The sequence below is a fragment of the Pseudomonas sp. C11 genome, from assembly GCF_034683865.1.
Lineage (GTDB): Bacteria > Pseudomonadota > Gammaproteobacteria > Pseudomonadales > Pseudomonadaceae > Aquipseudomonas.
The window spans coordinates 85,789-104,572 of record NZ_JAWIIP010000010.1 but is presented as its reverse complement, the minus strand read 5'-3'; the positions used below and the strand labels follow the sequence as shown (position 1 = coordinate 104,572).

The window sequence follows — 18,784 nt, the reverse complement described above, 5'->3', positions numbered from 1 at the left end:
GCATGAAGTCAGCTGTACTCCAGCCCGTTATCGCTGTCGCCCTGGCGGCAGCCCTAACGGGCTGCTTGCATTCTGAACGGATCGAAGAGTTCGGCGGCCCGACCATGGGCAGCACCTATTCGATCAAATACGTGCGCAACGACGGCGTTGCGCCGCAAACCGAACTGAAGGCGGCGACCGAGGCGATCCTCGCCGAGATCGACCAGCAGATGTCCACCTACCGCGACGATTCGCTGATCGAGCAGTTCAACCAGGCGCCGGCCGGTACCTGTCAGACCATGCCCGAGGGTGTGCTGGAGCTGGTGCGTGCCGGTGATCGCTTGCACGAGGAAAGCCAGGGCGCGTTCGACCTGACGCTGGAGCCGTTGCTCGACCTCTGGGGTTTTGGCCCCAGGGGCAAGGGCGAGGCGGTGCCGAGCGAGGACAAGCTGGCCGAGGTGCGCCAGCATGTCGGTCAGCAGCACCTGCGCATCGACGGCGAGCAGCTGTGCAAGGACGCCGACGTGCAGGTCGACTTCAACAGCATCGCCGCCGGTTACGCGGTAGACCGCATTGTCGCGCGTCTGGGCGAGCTGGGCGTCACCAGTTACCTGGTCGAGGCCACGGGTGAACTCAAGGCCGCCGGTCTCAAGCCCGATGGCAGCCACTGGCGCATCGGCCTTGAAGCACCACGTGACGATGAGCGGGTCGCCCAGCGAGTTCTCCAGCTCGATGGCTACGGTATTTCCACCTCAGGTGATTACCGCAACTATTTCGAGGAGAATGGCGAGCGCTATTCGCATACGCTCGATGCGTTGACCGGGCGCCCGGTTCGCCACAAGCTGGCAGCCGTCACCGTAGCCGATCAGTCGACCTTGCGCGCCGATGGCTTGTCTACTCTGTTGATGGTGCTCGGGCCCGAAGACGGCATGGCCTTCGCTGAGCGCAATGGTATCGCCGCGTTTTTCATCACGCGTGAAGGCAAGGGCTTCGTCACGCAGGGCACGCGCGCATTCGAGCAGCTATTCGCTGCAGGAGAAGAGCAATGACATTCGTGGTGGTATTTCTGGTCATGGTGCTGGTCGTCGGCATGATGGCCATTGGTGTGATCATGGGGCGCAAGCCCATCGCCGGTTCCTGCGGCGGTATCGCCAATCTGGGCATCGAAAAGGAATGCTCGATCTGTGGCGGTAGCCGCGAGAAGTGCGAAGAGGTGAACCGCGACAAGGACGAAGCGCCGCGTACCGACCTCGCTTACGACGCCAGCAAGCGCTGAGTGCGAGCGAAGCATTGAACGATAGCCGGCCCGCCAACCTGGGCCGGCCCTGCCGAGGGTGCGCCACAAGCGCTCCGGCCTGATCTGAGGAGTAAACATGGCGGTCTACAACTATGACGTAGTGGTGCTGGGCTCCGGCCCGGCGGGCGAGGGCGCGGCGATGAACGCGGCCAAGGCCGGGCGCAAGGTGGCTGTTGTCGACAACCGCCCGCTGGTCGGCGGTAACTGCACCCACCTTGGCACTATTCCGTCCAAGGCGCTGCGCCACTCGGTGCGGCAGATCATGCAGTTCAACACCAACCCGATGTTCCGCCAGATCGGCGAGCCGCGCTGGTTTTCCTTCCCCGATGTGCTGAAAAGCGCCGAGAAGGTGATCGCCAAGCAAGTCACCTCGCGCACCGGCTACTACGCGCGCAACCGCATCGACACCTACTTCGGTACCGCCAGCTTCGCCGACGAGCAGACCGTCGAAGTGGTCTGCCTCAATGGTGTGGTGGAAAAACTGGTGGCCAAGCAGGTCGTCATCGCCACCGGCTCGCGCCCTTACCGTCCCGCCGATATCGATTTCAACCACCCGCGTATCTATGATAGCGACACCATCCTCAGCCTCGGCCACACGCCGCGCCGTCTGATCATCTACGGAGCCGGTGTGATCGGCTGCGAGTACGCCTCGATCTTCAGCGGTCTGGGTGTGCTGGTCGACCTGATCGACAACCGAGACCAGTTGCTCAGTTTCCTCGACGACGAAATTTCCGATGCGCTCAGCTATCACCTGCGCAACAACAATGTGCTGATTCGTCACAACGAGGACTACGAGCGCATCGAAGGGGTGGAGAACGGGGTGATCCTGCACCTCAAGTCCGGCAAGAAGATCAAGGCCGACGCGCTGCTGTGGTGCAACGGTCGTACCGGCAACACCGACAAGCTGGGCTTGGAGAACATCGGCATCGGCGTCAACAGCCGTGGCCAGATCCAGGTGGATGAGTATTACCGCACCGAGGTCAGCAACATCTACGCCGCTGGCGACGTGATCGGCTGGCCAAGCCTGGCCAGTGCCGCCTCCGACCAGGGCCGTTCTGCGGCCGGCAGCATCGTCGACAACGGTAGCTGGCGCTTCGTCGATGACGTACCGACCGGCATCTACACCATTCCCGAGATCAGCTCCATCGGCAAGACCGAGCGTGAGCTGACCCAGGCCAAGGTGCCCTACGAAGTGGGCAAGGCCTTCTTCAAGGGCATGGCCCGCGCGCAGATCTCGGTGGAGCCGGTGGGCATGCTGAAGATCCTCTTCCACCGCGAGACCCTGGAAGTGCTCGGCGTGCACTGCTTCGGCTATCAGGCTTCGGAGATCGTCCACATCGGCCAGGCGATCATGAACCAGAAGGGCGAGGCCAACACGGTCAAGTACTTCATCAACACCACCTTCAACTACCCGACCATGGCAGAAGCCTACCGGGTAGCAGCGTTCGACGGCCTCAACCGGCTTTTTTGAGCGGCACCGGCCGGCGGCCTGAGCCGGTCGGGGAGGTAGGCTGGGTAGCGGCTTCCGACTGGCGCTGGCCGAATCGGGAGAGTTTCTAGCTTTTCAGGCGTCAGTAACGACAAAACCGGCCTTGCGCCGGTTTTGTCGTTCTTGGGGATGCAATTGGCGCCGTATTCCCGGCCTGCAAGAGTAGGGTGGGTGCAACCCGCCGCCTTATGTCATGTCGGGTCGGTTGTCTCAACCGCGCAGCGTTTGCACCGCCAGGCCGGGGAAATCACTGATGATGCTGTCGACGCCGAAGTCGGTCAGGCGGCGCATCAGGGCAGGCTCGTTGACTGTCCACACCGACACATGCAGCCCTTGCTTCTGTGCCTTGAGCAAACGCTCCGGCGTGCACAGCGTCCAGTTCAGGGCCAGCAGGTGGCACTGGTAATGGGCGGCAACCTTGAGTGGGTCGAGCCAGGCGTATTCGGCCACCAGCCCGAGTTGCAGGTGCGGCGTCAGTTCGCGGGCGGCCTTGAGCACCTGGCGGGAGCTGGAGGTGATGGTGATGCGATCCTGCAGGCCATGACGCTCGGCCAGCTCGGCGATGGCCAGCACGGTACGTGCCGCACGAACCCGCGAGGCGCTCTTGACCTCCAGTTGCCAGTGTTTGAAGTCGCACTGTTCGAACAGGGTTTGCAGGCGTGGAATGGGGCAGGGGCGCACCCAGCCCGGGCCACCCTTGCGCGCGTCGTACCGTTCCAGTTCGGCGGCAGCATGTTCGACCACCTTGCCGCGCAGGCCGGTGGTGCGCTTGAGGGTCGGGTCATGGATGACCATCAGCTCGCCGTCGCGAGACAGGTGCAGATCCAGTTCGCAGCGATCGACGCCATGTTCCAGGCAACGCTGGAAACTGGCCAGGGTATTTTCCGGGGCTTCGCCCTTGGCGCCGCGATGGCCGTAAATGAGGGTCACTGTTGCTCCTTGGCGGGTTGGCGTGGCTGATGATGACGTACGCTGTCGATCACGTGGTCGTATTCGAAGTAGACGCTGAAGTCGCGGTAGTCCCAGCGTGTGATCGGTGGTTTGCCGACGGGCGCATGTTCTTCGTCGGCCAGGCCGAAGCGTTCGAGCACCGCACGTTTCGACTCGCCCTTGTGCGGCAGGCTGGCTGCATCGATATCCGCGCCCTGGCTACCGACGGGGATGGTCAGGGTGTCGGCGAGCAAGGCGCCGGGAGCGAGCAGGGCGAACAGCAGGGCGAGACGGTGCATGGCGCTTCCTTGGGTGACGGTCATTCGCGGGCCTGGCGCCTTTCCAGCGCCTGTTTCTGCAGGATGTGCCGGGCCAGCAGCTGGCGCTGGGCGTCGGTCAGTGCTTCGAACTCCGTGCCGATCTCGTATTGGCCGTCCGCGCGCTCGCTGCAATGCACGACCTGCGCACGCAGCAGCAGGCCGAGTGCCTGGGGCATCAGCACCATCTTGATGGCCAGGTGGCTGCCCGGTGCTACCGGTTGCAGGTTGTTGAAACTGATGCCGCCCTCGGACAGGGATACCCGCCGTGGGGTACCGATGTCGCGCAGCAGGCTCTGCGCCATGGCCTGGCCGAGCAGGTCGATGCGCTTGTTGATCACCTTGAGGTAGCTGGCCAGGGTGCGGTCGCGCTCGCTGATATGGCGCAGCAGGTGCTGCGACTCGAAGTCCATCAGGTGCAGGTCGCTGAGCAGGTTGAACAGCGGCGATGAGTCGTGAAGCACGTCGCTGGAGTGCGCCGCAGCACCGGACAGCTGGTTGAATTCCAGTGCGATCGTATCGTCGATACGGTAGTATTCGCGGCGATCATCTACATCGTTAGTCGACATGGCGAACCCATGGCAGCGGTGGTGGTCAGAGAACTCGTTGACGATCCGGCCAGGGCCGGGTTCGCATAGGTTCTGAGTGTAAGGCCGCTGCTCAGGCCCCGCCACAAGGACGTTCCTCTTTCCCCGAATCCTCCCCGACATGTTCAAACCTCTGTTCGTCTTCATCGGTACGCGCTACACCCGGGCCAAGCGCCGCAACCACTTCGTATCCTTCATCTCGCTGACCTCCATGCTCGGCCTCACCCTGGGGGTGACGGTGATGATCCTGGTGCTGTCGGTGATGAATGGCTTCGACCACGAGATGCGTACCCGTGTGTTGGGCATGATCCCGCACGCTACGGTAGAGTCGCCGACCCCGGTGAGCGACTGGCCGGCGCTGGAGCGTCAGGTCAAGCAGCATCCGGGTGTGGTGGCAGTTGCGCCGTTCACCCAGATGCAGGGCCTGCTGACCCACGATGGCAAGGTACAGAAGGCGCTGATCAACGCCATCGACCCCGAGCAGGAGCACAAGGTGTCGATCATCGACAACTTCCTGCGCGAGGGTGATCTGGCGAGTCTGGCGCCCGGCGAGTTCGCCATGATTATCGGCGACAAGGCCGCGACCAAGCTGGGCGTCAAGGTCGGTGACAAGGTCACCTTCGTCGCCCCCGAGGTCACGGTGACCCCGGCTGGCATGTTCCCGCGACTGAAGCGCTTCACCATCGTCGGCATCTTCCATGTCGGTGCTGGCGAGATCGATGGCGGCCTGGCCCTGGCCAACATTACCGACCTGGCACGCCTGCAGCGCTGGAAACCGGATCAGGTGCAGGGCCTGCGCTTGAAGTTCGACGACCTGTTCCAGGCCCCGCGTGCCGCCTGGGAGATTGCCCAGCGCCTGGATGGCGACTTCTACGCCCGTGACTGGACGCGCACTCACGGCAACCTGTACCAGGCCATCCGCATGGAGAAGACCATGATCGGTCTGCTGCTGCTGCTGATCGTCGCCGTGGCCGCGTTCAACATCATCTCCACGCTGGTGATGGTGGTGAACGACAAGAAGGGCGATATCGCCATCTTGCGTACCCTGGGCGCCACGCCACGGCAGATCATGGCCATCTTCATGGTGCAGGGCACGGTGATCGGTGTGGTCGGCACCCTGATCGGCGCGGCGCTGGGCATTCTCGCCGCGCTCAACGTCAGTGCGCTGATCGCTGGCATCGAGCGGATGCTGGGGATCAAGTTTCTCAATGCCGATGTGTACTTCATCGACTACCTGCCGTCGCAGTTGCAGGCCGCCGACGTGATCATGGTCTGCAGCGCCGCTTTGTTCCTGAGTTTCTTCGCCACCCTGTATCCCGCCTGGCGCGCGTCGCGTACCCAGCCTGCCGAGGCCCTGCGTTATGAGTGAATCCATGAACCCGAACGCCATGAAACAGCACAATGCCGTGCTCAGTTGCCGCAACCTGAGCAAGCGTTACGACGAAGGCCCCGAGTCGGTGGTGGTGCTCGATGGTCTGGAGCTGGAACTCTTTCCAGGCGAGCGCGTGGCCATCGTCGGTAGTTCCGGCTCGGGCAAAAGTACGCTGCTGAACATGCTCGGTGGCTTGGATACTCCGAGTGAAGGCAGTGTGTGGCTGGCCGGTGAGCAACTGTCGGCGCTCAGCGAAACTGCTCGTGGCCTGCTGCGTAACCGCGCCTTGGGCTTCGTCTATCAGTTTCACCATCTGCTGGCTGAATTTACCGCGCTGGAAAATGCCTGCATGCCGCTGTTGATCGGCAAGACGCCGATCCCCGAGGCGCGTCAGCGTGCCACCGCGCTGCTGGAGCGGGTCGGCCTTGGCCATCGCCTCAACCACAAGCCGGCCGAACTGTCTGGTGGCGAGCGCCAGCGTGTGGCCATCGCCCGTGCGCTGGTCAATCGTCCGGGCCTGGTGCTGCTCGACGAGCCTACCGGCAACCTCGACCAGCACACCGCCGAAGGCATCCAGGAACTGATGCGCGAACTCAGCCAGGATTCCAACACCGCGTTTCTGGTGGTGACCCATGACATGCAGCTGGCACGGCAGATGGATCGCGTGCTGAGCCTGCAGGACGGCAAGTTGGTGGCCATCTGATGTTCCGTCCGCTAAGTCTGTTCATCGGCACCCGCTACACGCGGGCCAAGCGCCGTAACCACTTCATCTCGTTCATCTCGCTGACTTCGATGATCGGTCTGGCGCTTGGCGTGCTGGCGATGATCGTGGTGCTGTCGGTGATGAATGGCTTCCAGAAGGAAATGAGCTCGCGCATCCTCGGCATGGTGCCGCACGCCATGCTCTATGGCGCCGAGCCCGTGGCCGACTGGCGCGCTCTGGCCGCCAAGGCCATGAGTAATCCAGAGGTGAAGGCGGCTGCGCCTTATGCGGAACTGGAAGGCATGCTCTCGCATCGCGGCACGATGCAGCCGATCCAGATTCACGGCATCGATCCGGACGAAGAGGCCAAGGTATCGATCCTGCCCAATCACATACGGCAGGGCAGCCTGAACAATCTGCAGCCCGGCGAGTTCGGCGTGGTCATCGGCGATATCACCGCGCGTCGCTTCGGCCTGCAGGTGGGTGACAAGCTGACGCTGATCATCCCCGAGCTGAGCAACGCGCCCGGTGGCGTCACGCCGCGCATGCAGCGCCTGAACGTGGCGGCGATCTTCAAGGTCGGCGCCGAGCTGGACAGCTCGCTGGCACTGATCAACGTCGCCGATGCCGCTACCTTGCAGCGCCTGCCGGACGGCACGGTGCCGGGCATTCGCCTGGCGCTGAAGGATTTGTACCAGGCGCCGCAGGTGTCCAAGGCGCTGGTCGCCGAGCTGGGTAGCGGCTACCGCGCCGACGACTGGACGCACACTCAGGGCAGCTTGTTCAGTGCGATGAAGATGGAAAAGACCATGATCGGTCTGCTGTTGCTGCTGATCGTCGCGGTGGCGGCGTTCAACATCATCGCCACGTTGATCATGGTGGTGTCCGACAAGGGCGGTGACATCGCCATTCTGCGCACCCTGGGCGCCACGCCTCGGCAGATCATGGCGATCTTCATGGTGCAGGGATCGGTGATCGGTGTGGTCGGCACACTGATCGGTGGCGTACTCGGCGTGCTCGCGGCGCTCAACGTCAGTGCGCTGGTGGCCTGGCTGGAGTCCTTCGCAGGGGAGCGCGTGCTGAGCTCCGACGTCTACTTCATCAACAGCCTGCCGTCGGATCTGCAATGGCTGGATGTTGCGCTGATCTGCTCGGCGGCCTTGATCCTCAGCTTCCTGGCCACGCTCTATCCCTCCTGGCGTGCCGCCCAGGTGCAGCCCGCCGAGGCGCTGCGCTACGAATAAGTCAGCGGTAAGCTGCAGGCCTGCGAGGCTTGCAGCTTACAACCGTTGTTTCCGGCTCTCCTGGCGCTTGCGCCAGCTACGCTGTACCCACCAGCGCCAGTAGAGCATGGTCAGGCAATAGCCCAGAACGGCTAGCACCACACCGGCGACGAACGAGCCGAGATAGAGCGGTTTCCACAGGTGCGTCAATTCCGCCGTCATCCACTCCAGCGTCAGGTGTTCGGGCATGCGCATGGTTGGCGTATCGCTGAGCCAGGCGCCCAGCTTGTAACTGCAGTAGAACACCGGCGGCATGGTGATGGGGTTGGTCAGCCAGACCAGGCCAATGGAAATCGGCAGATTGGCGCGCAGTGGAATGGCCACAGCGGCGGCCGCGAGCATCTGCATCGGCATGGGAATCATCGCCCAGAACAGCCCCACAGCCATGGCGCGCGCGACCGAGTGGCGGTTCAGGTGCCAGAGATTCGGGTCATGGATCAGGGTGCCGAGAAAGCGCAGGGACTTGTTGCCCTTGATGCTGTCAGGGGAAGGCATGTAGCGTTTGAAGAGACGACGCGGCATGAAGAGACTCTGGCAAGCGGAAGCCCTGGCATTATGCCCGGATTGATGACCATTGGCCTGACGATATTGTGACCGCAAGTGCACGCTGCCTGCGTGCCCCGCGACGAAGGAGCGTCGATGCGCACAGGGATGCTCGCGTTGGCAGCCGGTCTGCTGACCCTGCCTGTTCTACCCGCCTTGCCACCGTACGCGTGGCTGCTTGCGGCAGCCGCTTTCGCGGTCTTGCTGCTGTTTACCCGTGTGTATCTCGTGGGTTTTTTTCTGCTTGGCTTTGCCTGGGCCTGCCTGTCGGCGCAATCGGCGCTGGATGATCGCCTGGCGCCAGCGCTCGATGGTCGAACCCTGTGGATCGAGGGGCGAGTCGCCGGGCTGCCCGAGGTGGGTGAGGGCGTGGTGCGTTTCGAATTCGAGGACGCGCTGTCGCGTCGCGCGCAATTGCCCCAGCGCCTGCGTCTGGCCTGGTATGGCGGGCCACGGCTGCAGGCGGGGGAGCGCTGGCGGCTGGCCGTCAATCTCAAGCGTCCGCAGGGGCTGGTCAATCCGCAGGGCTTCGACTATGAAGCCTGGCTGCTGGCCCAGCGAATCGGCGGCACAGGCACCATCAAGTCCGGCCAGCGTCTGAGCGAGGCAACAGGCTGGGCGAGCTGGCGCGACGCCTTGCGCCAGCGCCTGCTGGCCAACCCGGCATTCGGCCGTGAGGGTGGGCTGGCGGCGCTGGTGCTGGGCGACGGCTCCGGGCTCAGCACTGAGGACTGGCGCCTGTTGCAGCACACCGGCACGGTGCACCTGATGGTCATTTCCGGGCAGCACATCGCGCTGCTGTCCGGCTTCCTCTATCTGCTGGTGGCTGGTCTGGCCAAACGTGGCTGGTGGCCCGCGCGTTTGCCCTGGCTGCCTTGTGCCTGCCTGCTGGCCCTGTGCGGGGCGTTGTTCTACGGTGCGCTCGCCGGTTTCGAGGTGCCGGTCAGGCGCGCCTGCGTGATGGTTGCCCTGGTACTGCTGTGGCGCCTGCGCTTTCGCCATCTTGGCGCGGGTTGGCCATTGTTGGTGGCCTTGCTGGTGGTGCTGTTGCTCGAGCCGCTGGCCTCCCTGCAGCCGGGGTTCTGGTTGTCCTTCTCGGCCGTGGCGCTGCTGGTGCTGATCTTTGGTGGCCGTTTGGGGCGTTGGGGCTGGTGGCGCAGCCTCACGCGCGCGCAGTGGGCCATGGCCGTCGGCCTGCTACCGATGATGCTGGCGCTGGGCTTGCCGGTGAGCATCAGTGGGCCTTTGGCCAATCTTGTCGCGGTGCCCTGGGTCAGCCTGCTGGTGGTGCCCATGGCCTTGCTCGGTACCTTGCTGTTGCCGATTCCACTGCTGGGGGATGGGCTGCTGTGGTTGGCCGGCGGCGCGCTGAACCTGTTGTTCGAGCTACTGGCGCTCATCGCTGCCTGGATGCCGGCCTGGCTGCCGAGCAAGCTGCCGTTGTGGGCGTGGCTGATGCTCGTGCTGGGCGTTTTGCTGCTGTTGCTGCCGGCCGGCGTTGCCCTGCGTTTGCCGGGCGCCGCACTGCTGTTACCAGCGTTGCTGCTGCCGGCCGAGGCGCCTGAACAGAGCAGGGCGGAGGTGTGGCTGTTCGATGTCGGCCAGGGGCTGTCGGTGCTGGTACGTACCCGCGAGCACAGACTGCTGTACGACGCCGGACCGCGTTTCGGCGATTTCGATGTGGGTGAGCGTGTGGTGTTGCCGTCGTTGCGTGCATTGAATGTGCGTCGACTCGACATGCTGCTGCTCAGCCATGCCGACACCGATCATGCCGGTGGCGCCGGCGCGATCATGGCGGGGCTGCCGGTCGATAGGCTGATCAGTGGTGAACCCGAGCGCGGTGCTTCGGCGCGCCTGGCCGAGGCCTGTGCCTCCGGCCAGCGTTGGCAATGGGACGGCGTGACCTTCACGCTCTGGCAGTGGGCGCAAGGCACGACAGGCAATCAGCGCTCCTGCGTGCTGCTGGTCGAGGCCGCAGGCGAACGCCTGTTGCTGACTGGTGATATCGACGTCCAGGCCGAGGCCGCCTTGCTCGCCACCGACCTGCCACGCCCGGTGCACTGGCTGCTGGCGCCGCATCATGGCAGTCGCACTTCGTCGAGCCAGGCTTTCGTCGAGGCGCTTTCGCCCAGTCAGGCGCTGATCTCGCGCGGGCGGCACAATCATTTCGGCCATCCGCATCCATCGGTTCTGGCGCGCTACCGCCAGGTTGGCGCCGAGCTGCAGGACACCGCCTTGAACGGCGCACTGCAAATAACTCTGGGCGCACAGACTCGCGCCCATGGCCTGCGAGAACAGGCGCGCTTCTGGCGGGAAAAATGAGAACGGCGGCGTTCGGCGGGCACTGCACCCTATGCTAGAGTGGCGCGACTTTTTCGAGGGGGATTCACTACCGTGTGGGAACTGGTCAAAGCTGGCGGCTGGATGATGCTGCCGATCATTCTCTGCTCCATCGCCGCTGCTGGCATTATCGCCGAACGCCTGTGGACTCTGCGGCCCGCCCGCGTCACACCGGCCAACCTGCTGGCCCAGGTGTGGCGCTGGATCAAGGACAAGAAGCTCAACAACCAGAAGCTCAAGGAACTGCGCGAAGATTCGCCGCTGGGGCAGATCCTCGCTGCCGGCCTGGCCAACTCCAAGCATGGTCGCGAGATCATGAAGGAATGCATCGAGGAGGCCGCCGCTCGCGTCATCCACGATCTGGAGCGCTACCTCAATGCCCTCGGCACCATAGCCGGTATCGCACCGCTGCTGGGTCTGCTCGGCACCGTGCTGGGCATGATCGACATTTTCAGCTCCTTCATGGGCAACGGCACCGGTAATGCGGCCATCCTCGCCGGCGGTATCTCCAAGGCGCTGATCACCACCGCTTCGGGTCTGTTCGTGGCGATTCCGGCACTGTTCTTCCACCGTTATCTGCAGCGTCGTGTCGATGAGCTGGTGGTGGGCATGGAGCAGGAGGCGATCAAGCTGGTGGAAATGGTGCAGGGCGATCGCGACGTCGACCTCGGCGAGGAAAAGGCGTGAAATTCCGGCGCAAACCGCGGGAAAACGTCGAGATCAACCTGGCCTCGTTGATCGACGTGGTATTCATCCTGCTGCTGTTCTTCGTGGTCACCACTACCTTCACCCGCGAGACCCAGCTCAAGGTCGACCTGCCCGAGGCCGCCAGTGGCACGCCGCCGGAGCAGACCGAGCTCAAGCAGATCGAAGTGCTGATCGGCGCCGATGGTGGTTATTCGGTCAATGGCAATGCGCTGCTGGAAAGCAACCTGAAAAATCTGATGGCAGCGATGCAGAAGGAATCCGCTGGCGACAACAGTCTGCCGCTGATTATCAGTGCCGATGGCAAGACTCCGCACCAGGCGGTGATCACCGCCATGGACGCGGCCGGCAAACTGGGCTTCGCGCACCTGCGCATCACCACGGTGGAAGCGCAGGAAGCCCCTTAAGTGACTGTTGCCGATCGTCTGCTCGAGGCTTGGTATCGTGGCCATCCGGCGCTGGCGCTGCTGCGCCCGCTGGAGTGCCTGTATCGCCGCGTGGTGCAGGGCAAGCGCGCCCGGTTTCTGGCGGGCGAGGGCGACATCTACCGCGCGCCCGTGCCGGTGCTGGTGGTGGGCAACATCACCGTCGGCGGCACCGGCAAGACGCCGCTGATCCTCTTTCTTATCGAACACTGCCGCGCCCGTGGTCTCAAGGTCGGCGTGGTCAGCCGGGGTTATGGCGCTACGCCACCGAGTCTGCCGTGGCGCGTGCGTGCCGATCAGCCGGCGGCGCAGGCCGGTGACGAGCCATTGCTGATCGTGCAGCGCACGGGCGTACCCTTGATGATCGATCCGGATCGCAGCCGCGCGGTGCGTGCGCTGTTGGCCGAAGAATCGCTGGATCTGATTCTTTGCGACGACGGTTTGCAGCACTATCGCCTGGCGCGTGATCTGGAGCTGGTGTTGATCGATGCCGCCCGTGGCCTGGGCAATGGTCGCTGCCTGCCTGCCGGGCCACTGCGCGAGCCAGCCGAACGCCTGGAAAACGTCGATGCCGTGCTGTTCAACGGCGCCGAGTCAGATCGCCCCGATGGATTTGCCTTCCGCCTGCAGCCTTCGGCGCTGGTCAACCTGGCCACTGGCGAGCGGGTAGGGCTCGAGCATTTCCCGGCCGGGCAGGCCGTGCATGCGGTGGCCGGAATCGGCAACCCGCAGCGTTTCTTCAATACCCTCGAAGCGCTAAACTGGCGCCCGGTTCCGCACCCCTTCGCCGACCATGCCCAGTACGACGTGGCGCAGCTCAGCTTCGAGCCATCGCTGCCGCTGCTGATGACGGAGAAGGATGCGGTGAAATGCCGGGCCTTCGCCGCCGCCGACTGGTGGTACCTGGCCGTCGATGCCGTGCCTACGCCGGCCTTCGTCGACTGGTTGGACAAGGAACTGGCCCGCCTCATACCGGGGTCGTGATGACCCCAGCAAGGACTCCAGCATGGACCTTAAACTGCTCGACATTCTCGCCTGCCCGATCTGCAAGGGCCCGCTGCAGCTTTCCGAAGACAAGACCGAACTGATCAGCAAGGGTGCCGGTGTGGCCTATCCGATTCGCGATGGCATCCCGGTGATGCTGGAAAGCGAAGCCCGTACCCTGACCACTGACGAGCGTCTGGACAAGTAAATGAGCACAGCCTTCACCGTCGTCATTCCTGCCCGTTACGCCTCCACCCGCCTGCCCGGCAAGCCGTTGCAGGACATCGCCGGCAAGCCCATGGTGCAGCACGTCTGGGAACAGGCGAAGAAGAGTTCGGCAGATCGCGTGGTGATTGCCACCGACGATGCCCGTATCGTCGAGGCGTGCCAGGCGTTCGGCGCCGAGGTGCTGTTGACCCGCGTCGATCATAACTCCGGCACCGACCGCCTGGCCGAAGTGGCCAGCCAGCTCGGCTTGCCTACCGATGCCATCGTGGTCAACGTGCAGGGCGACGAGCCCTTGATCCCGCCGGTGATCATCGATCAGGTGGCCGCCAACCTGGCCAACAACCCACAGGCCGGCATCGCTACGCTGGCGGAGCCCATCGAGGACGTCACCGCGCTGTTCAACCCCAACGTGGTCAAGGTGGTGGCCGACAAGAATGGCCTGGCCCTGATCTTCAGCCGTGCGCCGCTGGCCTGGGCGCGTGATGCCTTCGCCAAGAGCCGCGACGTGCTGCCGGCTGGCGTGCCGTACCGCCGCCATATCGGCATCTACGCCTACCGCGCGGGTTTCCTGCATGACTTCGTCGCCTGGGGCCCATGCTGGCTGGAAGATACCGAGTGTCTGGAACAACTGCGTGCGCTCTACCACGGCGTCCGTATCCACGTTGCCGATGCCCTCGAAGCGCCTGCTGCGGGCGTGGACACGCCCGAAGACCTGGAGCGGGTGCGTAGCCTGCTGGGGGCCTGATGAAGGTTCTGTTCGTCTGTCTGGGTAACATCTGCCGTTCGCCTACTGCCGAGGGCGTCTTCCGCTACAAGTTGCGTGCCGCAGGGCTGGAAGATCGCGTGCAGGTTGACTCGGCTGGCACCGGTGACTGGCACGTTGGCAAGGCGCCGGACAGCCGCACCCGTCAGGCTGCGCTGCGCCGTGGTTATGACCTGTCGGCGCAGCGTGCACGCCAGGTCGAAGTCGCCGACTTTCAGCGCTTCGACCTGATCCTGGCGATGGATCAGAGCAATCTGCGCAATCTCAAGGCCATGCGCCCGGCGAATGCTCGTGCCGATCTCGACCTTTATCTGCGTCGCTTCGAACTGGCTCTGGATGAAGTGCCTGACCCGTACTACGGCGGTGAAGACGGTTTCGAGCAGGTGCTGGATCTGATCGAACAAGCCAGCGATGCGCTGCTGCTGGAAATCAAGGGGCGCCTGTGAGCCTGAATCTGCAGAACGACGTTTCGCTCAAGGCCTTCAATAGCTTTGGCGTAGAGGTGCCTGCGCGGCTGTTTGCCGAAGCGCACGACGATGATGATGTGCGCGAGGCGCTGAGCCTGGCCGCGCAGCGCAGTCTGCCGCTGCTGGTGATCGGCGGTGGCAGCAACCTGTTGCTTACCCGGAATGTCGAGGCGTTGGTGCTGCGTATGGCCAGCCGTGGCGTTCGTATCCTCGAAGACGATGGCCAGCAGGTGCTGGTGGAGGCCGAGGCCGGCGAGCCCTGGCATCCCTTCGTGCAGTGGAGCCTGGCACAGGGGCTCAATGGCCTGGAAAACCTCAGCCTGATCCCCGGCACTGTCGGCGCGGCGCCGATGCAGAACATCGGTGCCTATGGGGTTGAGATCAAGGACCTGTTCGCCGGCCTGACCGCCCTGGATCGGCACAGTGGCGAGTTGCGAGACTTCGGCCTGGAGGAATGCGCTTTCGCTTACCGCGACAGCCTGTTCAAGCGTGAGGCCGGGCGCTGGTTGATTCTGCGCGTACGTTTCCGCTTGAGCCGCGTGGCCTCGCTGCGCCTGGACTACGGCCCGGTGCGCCAGCGCCTCACGGAAATGGGCGTCGAAGTGCCGACCGCCACCGATGTCAGCCGAGCGATCTGCGCCATCCGCAGCGAAAAACTGCCGAATCCTGCAGAGCTGGGGAATGCCGGCAGTTTCTTCAAGAATCCGCTGGTGGCGTTCGAGCTGGCCGAGCGCATCCGTGCCGAACATGCCGATCTGGTCAGTTACCCGGTAGGTGATGGTGTGGTCAAGCTGGCGGCAGGCTGGTTGATCGAGCGGGCAGGGTGGAAGGGTTTTCGCGAGGGCGATGCAGGCGTACACCGGCTGCAGGCATTGGTGCTGGTCAACTACGGCAACGCGACGGGGGCTCAGTTACTGGAGCTGGCGCAGCGTATCAAGGCCGACATCCTGACGCGTTTTGGCGTCGAGTTGGAGATCGAGCCCAACGTGCTTTGATCTGTGCATCCGGGAGGATGCCACTTCCCGGATTGCATCTGTTCACCAGGTCACGGACATGAAAAAGGGGATGCCTAGGCATCCCCTTTTTAGTGGCCGCAGAAGGATCAAGCCTGAGGCTTGATCTCTTCCTTGTCGGCTTGCGCGTCTTCTTGCGGCTGCGCTTGCTCTACCGCTTCGCTCGCGCTCTGCTCGCTGACGACCGGAGTGACTTCGGTTTCAGCGACCGGCTCGACCGTGGCTGCAGTTTCGACCGCGCGGACTTCGGCTTCTGCCGGAGCACTTTCTTCAATGACTGGAGCGGCTTCGGCTACCGGGGCAGCTTCTACCACAGGCGCGGCGGCAGCGGCCTCGGCGGCTTCGCGTGCCAGACGCTCGGCTTCGCGTTGACGACGACGCACTTCGCGCGGGTCGTTCGGCGCGCGGCCGGTAGCATTGGCTGGAACTGCGGCAGGTGCTTCTGCGACCGGAGCTTCTTCAACCGGAGCTTCCGCTACGGGTGCCGGCTCCTGAGCGACTTCTACAGCTGGCTCGGCTTGCACGATCGGCTCAGCGACCGGCGCTTCGGCGACAACCGGCGCTTCGACTGCGGCGACAGGCTCTGCTGCGACGGGAGCGGCTTCGACCACTTCAGTCACGGCAGCTTCGGCCTGTACTTCGACCGGCTGGGCAACGGGCGCTTCAGCCTGCGCGGCTGGCGCCTCTACTGCCGGCGCTTCGTTGGCGACGTTCTCGCTGCTGTCGACGCTTTCTGCAACCACGGCAGCCGCAGTGGCGATGGCAGTCGGGGTGGCAGCCTGAGCGTCTTGACCGGCAGCCTCACTGTTTTCGGCGCTTTCGATCAGGTTGCCATCGGCATCACGCTGACGCTCACGACGGTTGCTGCGGCGACGCTGGCCACGGGAACGGCGGCGTGGACGCTCGCTGTCGTTACCATTGTCCTGCTCGTCATCAGCCTGTTGCTCGTCGTTCGGCAGTGCTTCGTCCTGCGGTGCTTCTGCCTGCTCAGGGCGCGGTTGGCGCTCTTCACGTGGCGGGCGCTGACGCTCCTGGCGCTCGGCACGAGGCTGACGCTCGGCGCGTGCTTCTTCGTTGCGCGGTTGTTCGGCGACAGCACCATCGATTGGCTCACGCAGTTCGCGTACGCGCTCTTCGCGCGGTGCGCGGTCTTCGCGGGGGCGACGCTCGCGACGGTTTTCCTGGCCTTCACGTGGCTGACGCTCTTCACGCGGCTGGCGTTCCTCGCGAGGTTGGCGCTCTTCACGCGGGGCGCGTTCTTCACGGGGAGCACGCTCTTCGCGCGGTTTGCGCTCTTCGTCACGACGGCCGCCGCGGTTGCGGCTCTGCTGGCGACCGTTGCGACGCTCTTCGCGCGGCGGACGCTCGCTGCTCTTCTTCTCGACGACGGCCGGCTGGGCTTCTTCTTCCTTGCCGGCGAACAGGCTGACCAGGGACTTGACCAGGCCTTTGAACAGGCTCGGCTCAGGCGCCTTGGTCTGTGCCAGCGGAGCCGGTTGCGGCTCGGCAGCGACCGGTGCGCTGCTACGCGGCGCGGCCTTGATCGCGGCTTCCTGGCGAACCAGGGTGCGCGTGGCGGCAGCCGGGTGGGCTGTGGCGTCTTCGACTTCGGCAGTGGCGGCGATTTCGTAGCTGGTCTGGCCGCTCAGTGCTTCGGGATTGTCGTCACGCAGACGCTGGACTTCGAAGTGCGGAGTTTCCAGGTGATCGTTGGGCAGGATCACGATACGCGCGCGGGTACGCAGTTCGATCTTGGTGATCGAGTTGCGCTTCTCGTTGAGCAGGAAGGCGGCGACCGGGATTGGTACCTGGGCGCGGACTTCGGCGGTGCGATCCTTCAGCGCTTCTTCTTCGATCAGGCGCAGGATGGCCAGCGACAGCGATTCGACGTCACGGATGATGCCTTGACCGTTGCAGCGCGGGCAGACGATGCCGCTGGTCTCGCCCAACGACGGACGCAGGCGCTGACGGGACATTTCCAGCAGGCCGAAGCGCGAGATGCGGCCGACCTGGACGCGGGCGCGGTCGGCTTCCAGGGCTTCACGCACCTTCTCTTCGACAGCGCGCTGGTTCTTGGCCGGGGTCATGTCGATGAAGTCGATGACGATCAGGCCGCCGATATCGCGCAGACGCAGTTGGCGGGCGATTTCCTCGGCCGCTTCCAGGTTGGTTTGCAGCGCGGTTTCCTCGATGTCGCTGCCCTTGGTGGCGCGCGCCGAGTTGATGTCGATGGAAACCAGTGCTTCGGTCGGGTCGATGACGATGGAGCCGCCGGACGGCAGCTTCACTTCGCGCTGGAAGGCGGTTTCGATCTGGCTTTCGATCTGGAAGCGGTTGAACAGCGGCACGCTGTCTTCGTACAGCTTGATCTTGCTGGCGTACTGCGGCATCACCTGCTGGATGAAGCTCAGGGCTTCTTCCTGGGCTTCAACGCTGTCGACCAGTACTTCGCCGATGTCCTGACGCAGGTAGTCGCGGATGGCGCGGATGATGACGTTGGATTCCTGATAGATCAGGAACGGGGCAGGGCGGCTGGTAGAAGCTTCCTTGATGGCGCTCCACAGCTGCAGCAGGTAGTCGAGATCCCACTGCATTTCTTCGCTGGAGCGGCCGAGGCCGGCGGTGCGTACGATCAGGCCCATGTCGGCCGGAGCGTTGAGGCCGTTCAGCGCTTCGCGCAGTTCGTTACGCTCTTCGCCTTCGATGCGGCGGCTGATGCCACCAGCGCGTGGGTTGTTCGGCATCAGCACCAGGTAACGACCGGCCAGGCTGATGAAGGTGGTCAGGGCTGCGCCCTTGTTGCCGCGCTCTTCTTTCTCGACCTGGACGATGACTTCCTGGCCTTCCTTGAGCACGTCCTTGATGTTGACGCGGCCGCCTTCAGGAGATTTGGAGAAATATTCGCGGGAGATTTCTTTGAGGGGGAGGAAGCCGTGGCGTTCGGAACCGAAATCGACGAAGGCGGCTTCAAGGCTGGGTTCGACGCGAGTGATGCGGCCTTTGTAGATGTTGGCCTTCTTCTGTTCGCGAGCACCGGACTCGATGTCCAGATCGTAGAGTTTTTGGCCGTCTACCAGGGCTACACGCAACTCTTCGGGCTGAGTTGCGTTAATGAGCATTCTTTTCATGTTGTACCAATGGACTCCGGGGCTACCGGAAGCCACGTTAGGCACACACGACTCTCAGGGTCGGTGTCAGGCGCGTCAGAAACGGTCGTAAATCGTTCCACTGTCGAGCGACGGTCAGCCATTACCAGGCTGCGGTCGCGACGGACGTCTCCTGCTTGCTGTGGTGACAGAAAGCACTCAGTCAGGAGGAGGAATCAACTGCAGGTCGCGGACGAGATGAGGCGTCTTTGA

General features: G+C 63.9%; 19 protein-coding genes. 14 read left to right on the top strand and 5 right to left on the bottom strand.

Annotation, left to right across the window (positions count from 1 at the left end; all coding sequences use genetic code 11):
* Positions 1 to 2 precede the first annotated feature (2 nt).
* The 3 genes from VC352_RS17045 to sthA all read left to right on the top strand — a co-directional run bounded on the left by VC352_RS17045 (position 3) and on the right by sthA (position 2,747).
* Positions 3 to 1,028: an FAD:protein FMN transferase gene (locus tag VC352_RS17045; RefSeq protein WP_416340197.1), complete on the top strand. Its 1,026-nt coding sequence runs from the start codon at positions 3 to 5 to the stop codon at positions 1,026 to 1,028.
* A complete protein-coding gene (gene nqrM, locus VC352_RS17040; RefSeq protein ID WP_159972569.1) occupies positions 1,025 to 1,255 on the top strand; it encodes a (Na+)-NQR maturation NqrM in 231 nt (76 codons plus the stop codon). The genes VC352_RS17045 and nqrM overlap by 4 nt, the downstream gene beginning before the upstream one ends.
* A gap of 97 nt (positions 1,256 to 1,352) precedes the next feature.
* A complete protein-coding gene (gene sthA, locus VC352_RS17035; RefSeq protein ID WP_159972570.1) occupies positions 1,353 to 2,747 on the top strand; it encodes a Si-specific NAD(P)(+) transhydrogenase in 1,395 nt (464 codons plus the stop codon).
* 228 nt (positions 2,748 to 2,975) lie between these two features.
* Here sthA and VC352_RS17030 read toward each other — a convergent pair whose 3' ends face one another.
* From VC352_RS17030 to VC352_RS17020, 3 genes are read right to left on the bottom strand one after another with little or no spacing between them, the layout of a single operon-like run.
* Positions 2,976 to 3,695 (bottom strand): glycerophosphodiester phosphodiesterase, encoded by a 720-nt coding sequence (locus VC352_RS17030; RefSeq protein WP_322980718.1) that lies wholly within the window; start codon positions 3,693 to 3,695, stop codon positions 2,976 to 2,978.
* The gene (locus VC352_RS17025; protein ID WP_322980717.1) at positions 3,692 to 3,994 is read right to left on the bottom strand and encodes a phosphodiesterase; all 303 of its coding nucleotides are present in this window, start codon (positions 3,992 to 3,994) and stop codon (positions 3,692 to 3,694) included. Before VC352_RS17025 ends, VC352_RS17030 begins: the two co-directional genes overlap by 4 nt.
* A 20-nt stretch (positions 3,995 to 4,014) precedes the next feature.
* The gene (locus VC352_RS17020) at positions 4,015 to 4,581 is read right to left on the bottom strand and encodes a PilZ domain-containing protein (protein ID WP_322980716.1); all 567 of its coding nucleotides are present in this window, start codon (positions 4,579 to 4,581) and stop codon (positions 4,015 to 4,017) included.
* 139 nt (positions 4,582 to 4,720) lie between these two features.
* On the opposite strand from VC352_RS17020, the gene VC352_RS17015 reads away from it, so the two are divergent.
* From VC352_RS17015 to VC352_RS17005, 3 genes are read left to right on the top strand one after another with little or no spacing between them, the layout of a single operon-like run.
* A complete protein-coding gene (locus VC352_RS17015; RefSeq protein WP_322980715.1) occupies positions 4,721 to 5,968 on the top strand; it encodes a lipoprotein-releasing ABC transporter permease subunit in 1,248 nt (415 codons plus the stop codon).
* Between the two features lie 19 nt (positions 5,969 to 5,987).
* Positions 5,988 to 6,674, top strand: a complete 687-nt coding sequence (gene lolD / locus VC352_RS17010; protein WP_322980839.1) for a lipoprotein-releasing ABC transporter ATP-binding protein LolD — start codon at positions 5,988 to 5,990, stop codon at positions 6,672 to 6,674.
* On the top strand, positions 6,674 to 7,918 hold the full coding sequence (locus VC352_RS17005; protein WP_322980714.1) for a lipoprotein-releasing ABC transporter permease subunit: 1,245 nt from the start codon (positions 6,674 to 6,676) through the stop codon (positions 7,916 to 7,918). Before lolD ends, VC352_RS17005 begins: the two co-directional genes overlap by 1 nt.
* Before the next feature lie 36 nt (positions 7,919 to 7,954).
* Here the strand turns inward: VC352_RS17005 and VC352_RS17000 are convergent, their stop codons facing one another.
* Positions 7,955 to 8,479, bottom strand: coding sequence for a DUF2062 domain-containing protein (locus tag VC352_RS17000; RefSeq protein WP_322980713.1), 525 nt, complete (start codon positions 8,477 to 8,479; stop codon positions 7,955 to 7,957).
* A 117-nt stretch (positions 8,480 to 8,596) separates the two neighbouring features.
* Between VC352_RS17000 and VC352_RS16995 the strand changes: the two genes are divergently transcribed.
* The 8 genes from VC352_RS16995 (at position 8,597) to murB (ending at position 15,407) form a co-directional block, all read left to right on the top strand.
* On the top strand, positions 8,597 to 10,822 hold the full coding sequence (locus tag VC352_RS16995; protein WP_322980712.1) for a DNA internalization-related competence protein ComEC/Rec2: 2,226 nt from the start codon (positions 8,597 to 8,599) through the stop codon (positions 10,820 to 10,822).
* A 72-nt stretch (positions 10,823 to 10,894) separates the two neighbouring features.
* Positions 10,895 to 11,527 carry a MotA/TolQ/ExbB proton channel family protein gene (locus VC352_RS16990; RefSeq protein ID WP_322980711.1) on the top strand — a complete coding sequence of 211 codons (633 nt, stop codon included), beginning with the start codon at positions 10,895 to 10,897 and terminating at the stop codon, positions 11,525 to 11,527.
* Positions 11,524 to 11,952: an ExbD/TolR family protein gene (locus VC352_RS16985; protein ID WP_159972580.1), complete on the top strand. Its 429-nt coding sequence runs from the start codon at positions 11,524 to 11,526 to the stop codon at positions 11,950 to 11,952. Before VC352_RS16990 ends, VC352_RS16985 begins: the two co-directional genes overlap by 4 nt.
* A complete protein-coding gene (gene lpxK, locus VC352_RS16980) occupies positions 11,953 to 12,954 on the top strand; it encodes a tetraacyldisaccharide 4'-kinase (RefSeq protein ID WP_322980710.1) in 1,002 nt (333 codons plus the stop codon).
* A 22-nt stretch (positions 12,955 to 12,976) separates the two neighbouring features.
* Positions 12,977 to 13,162 (top strand): Trm112 family protein, encoded by a 186-nt coding sequence (locus VC352_RS16975; RefSeq protein WP_003245207.1) that lies wholly within the window; start codon positions 12,977 to 12,979, stop codon positions 13,160 to 13,162.
* Positions 13,163 to 13,927, top strand: a complete 765-nt coding sequence (gene kdsB / locus VC352_RS16970) for a 3-deoxy-manno-octulosonate cytidylyltransferase (protein ID WP_322980709.1) — start codon at positions 13,163 to 13,165, stop codon at positions 13,925 to 13,927.
* Entirely contained in the window at positions 13,927 to 14,391 is a 465-nt protein-coding gene (locus VC352_RS16965) for a low molecular weight protein-tyrosine-phosphatase (RefSeq protein WP_322980708.1), read from the top strand. Before kdsB ends, VC352_RS16965 begins: the two co-directional genes overlap by 1 nt.
* Positions 14,388 to 15,407, top strand: coding sequence for a UDP-N-acetylmuramate dehydrogenase (gene murB / locus VC352_RS16960; RefSeq protein WP_322980707.1), 1,020 nt, complete (start codon positions 14,388 to 14,390; stop codon positions 15,405 to 15,407). The genes VC352_RS16965 and murB overlap by 4 nt, the downstream gene beginning before the upstream one ends.
* A gap of 107 nt (positions 15,408 to 15,514) precedes the next feature.
* Here murB and rne read toward each other — a convergent pair whose 3' ends face one another.
* Complete coding sequence (gene rne / locus VC352_RS16955; RefSeq protein WP_322980706.1) at positions 15,515 to 18,553, bottom strand: ribonuclease E; 3,039 nt, start codon at positions 18,551 to 18,553, stop codon at positions 15,515 to 15,517.
* Positions 18,554 to 18,784 lie beyond the last annotated feature (231 nt).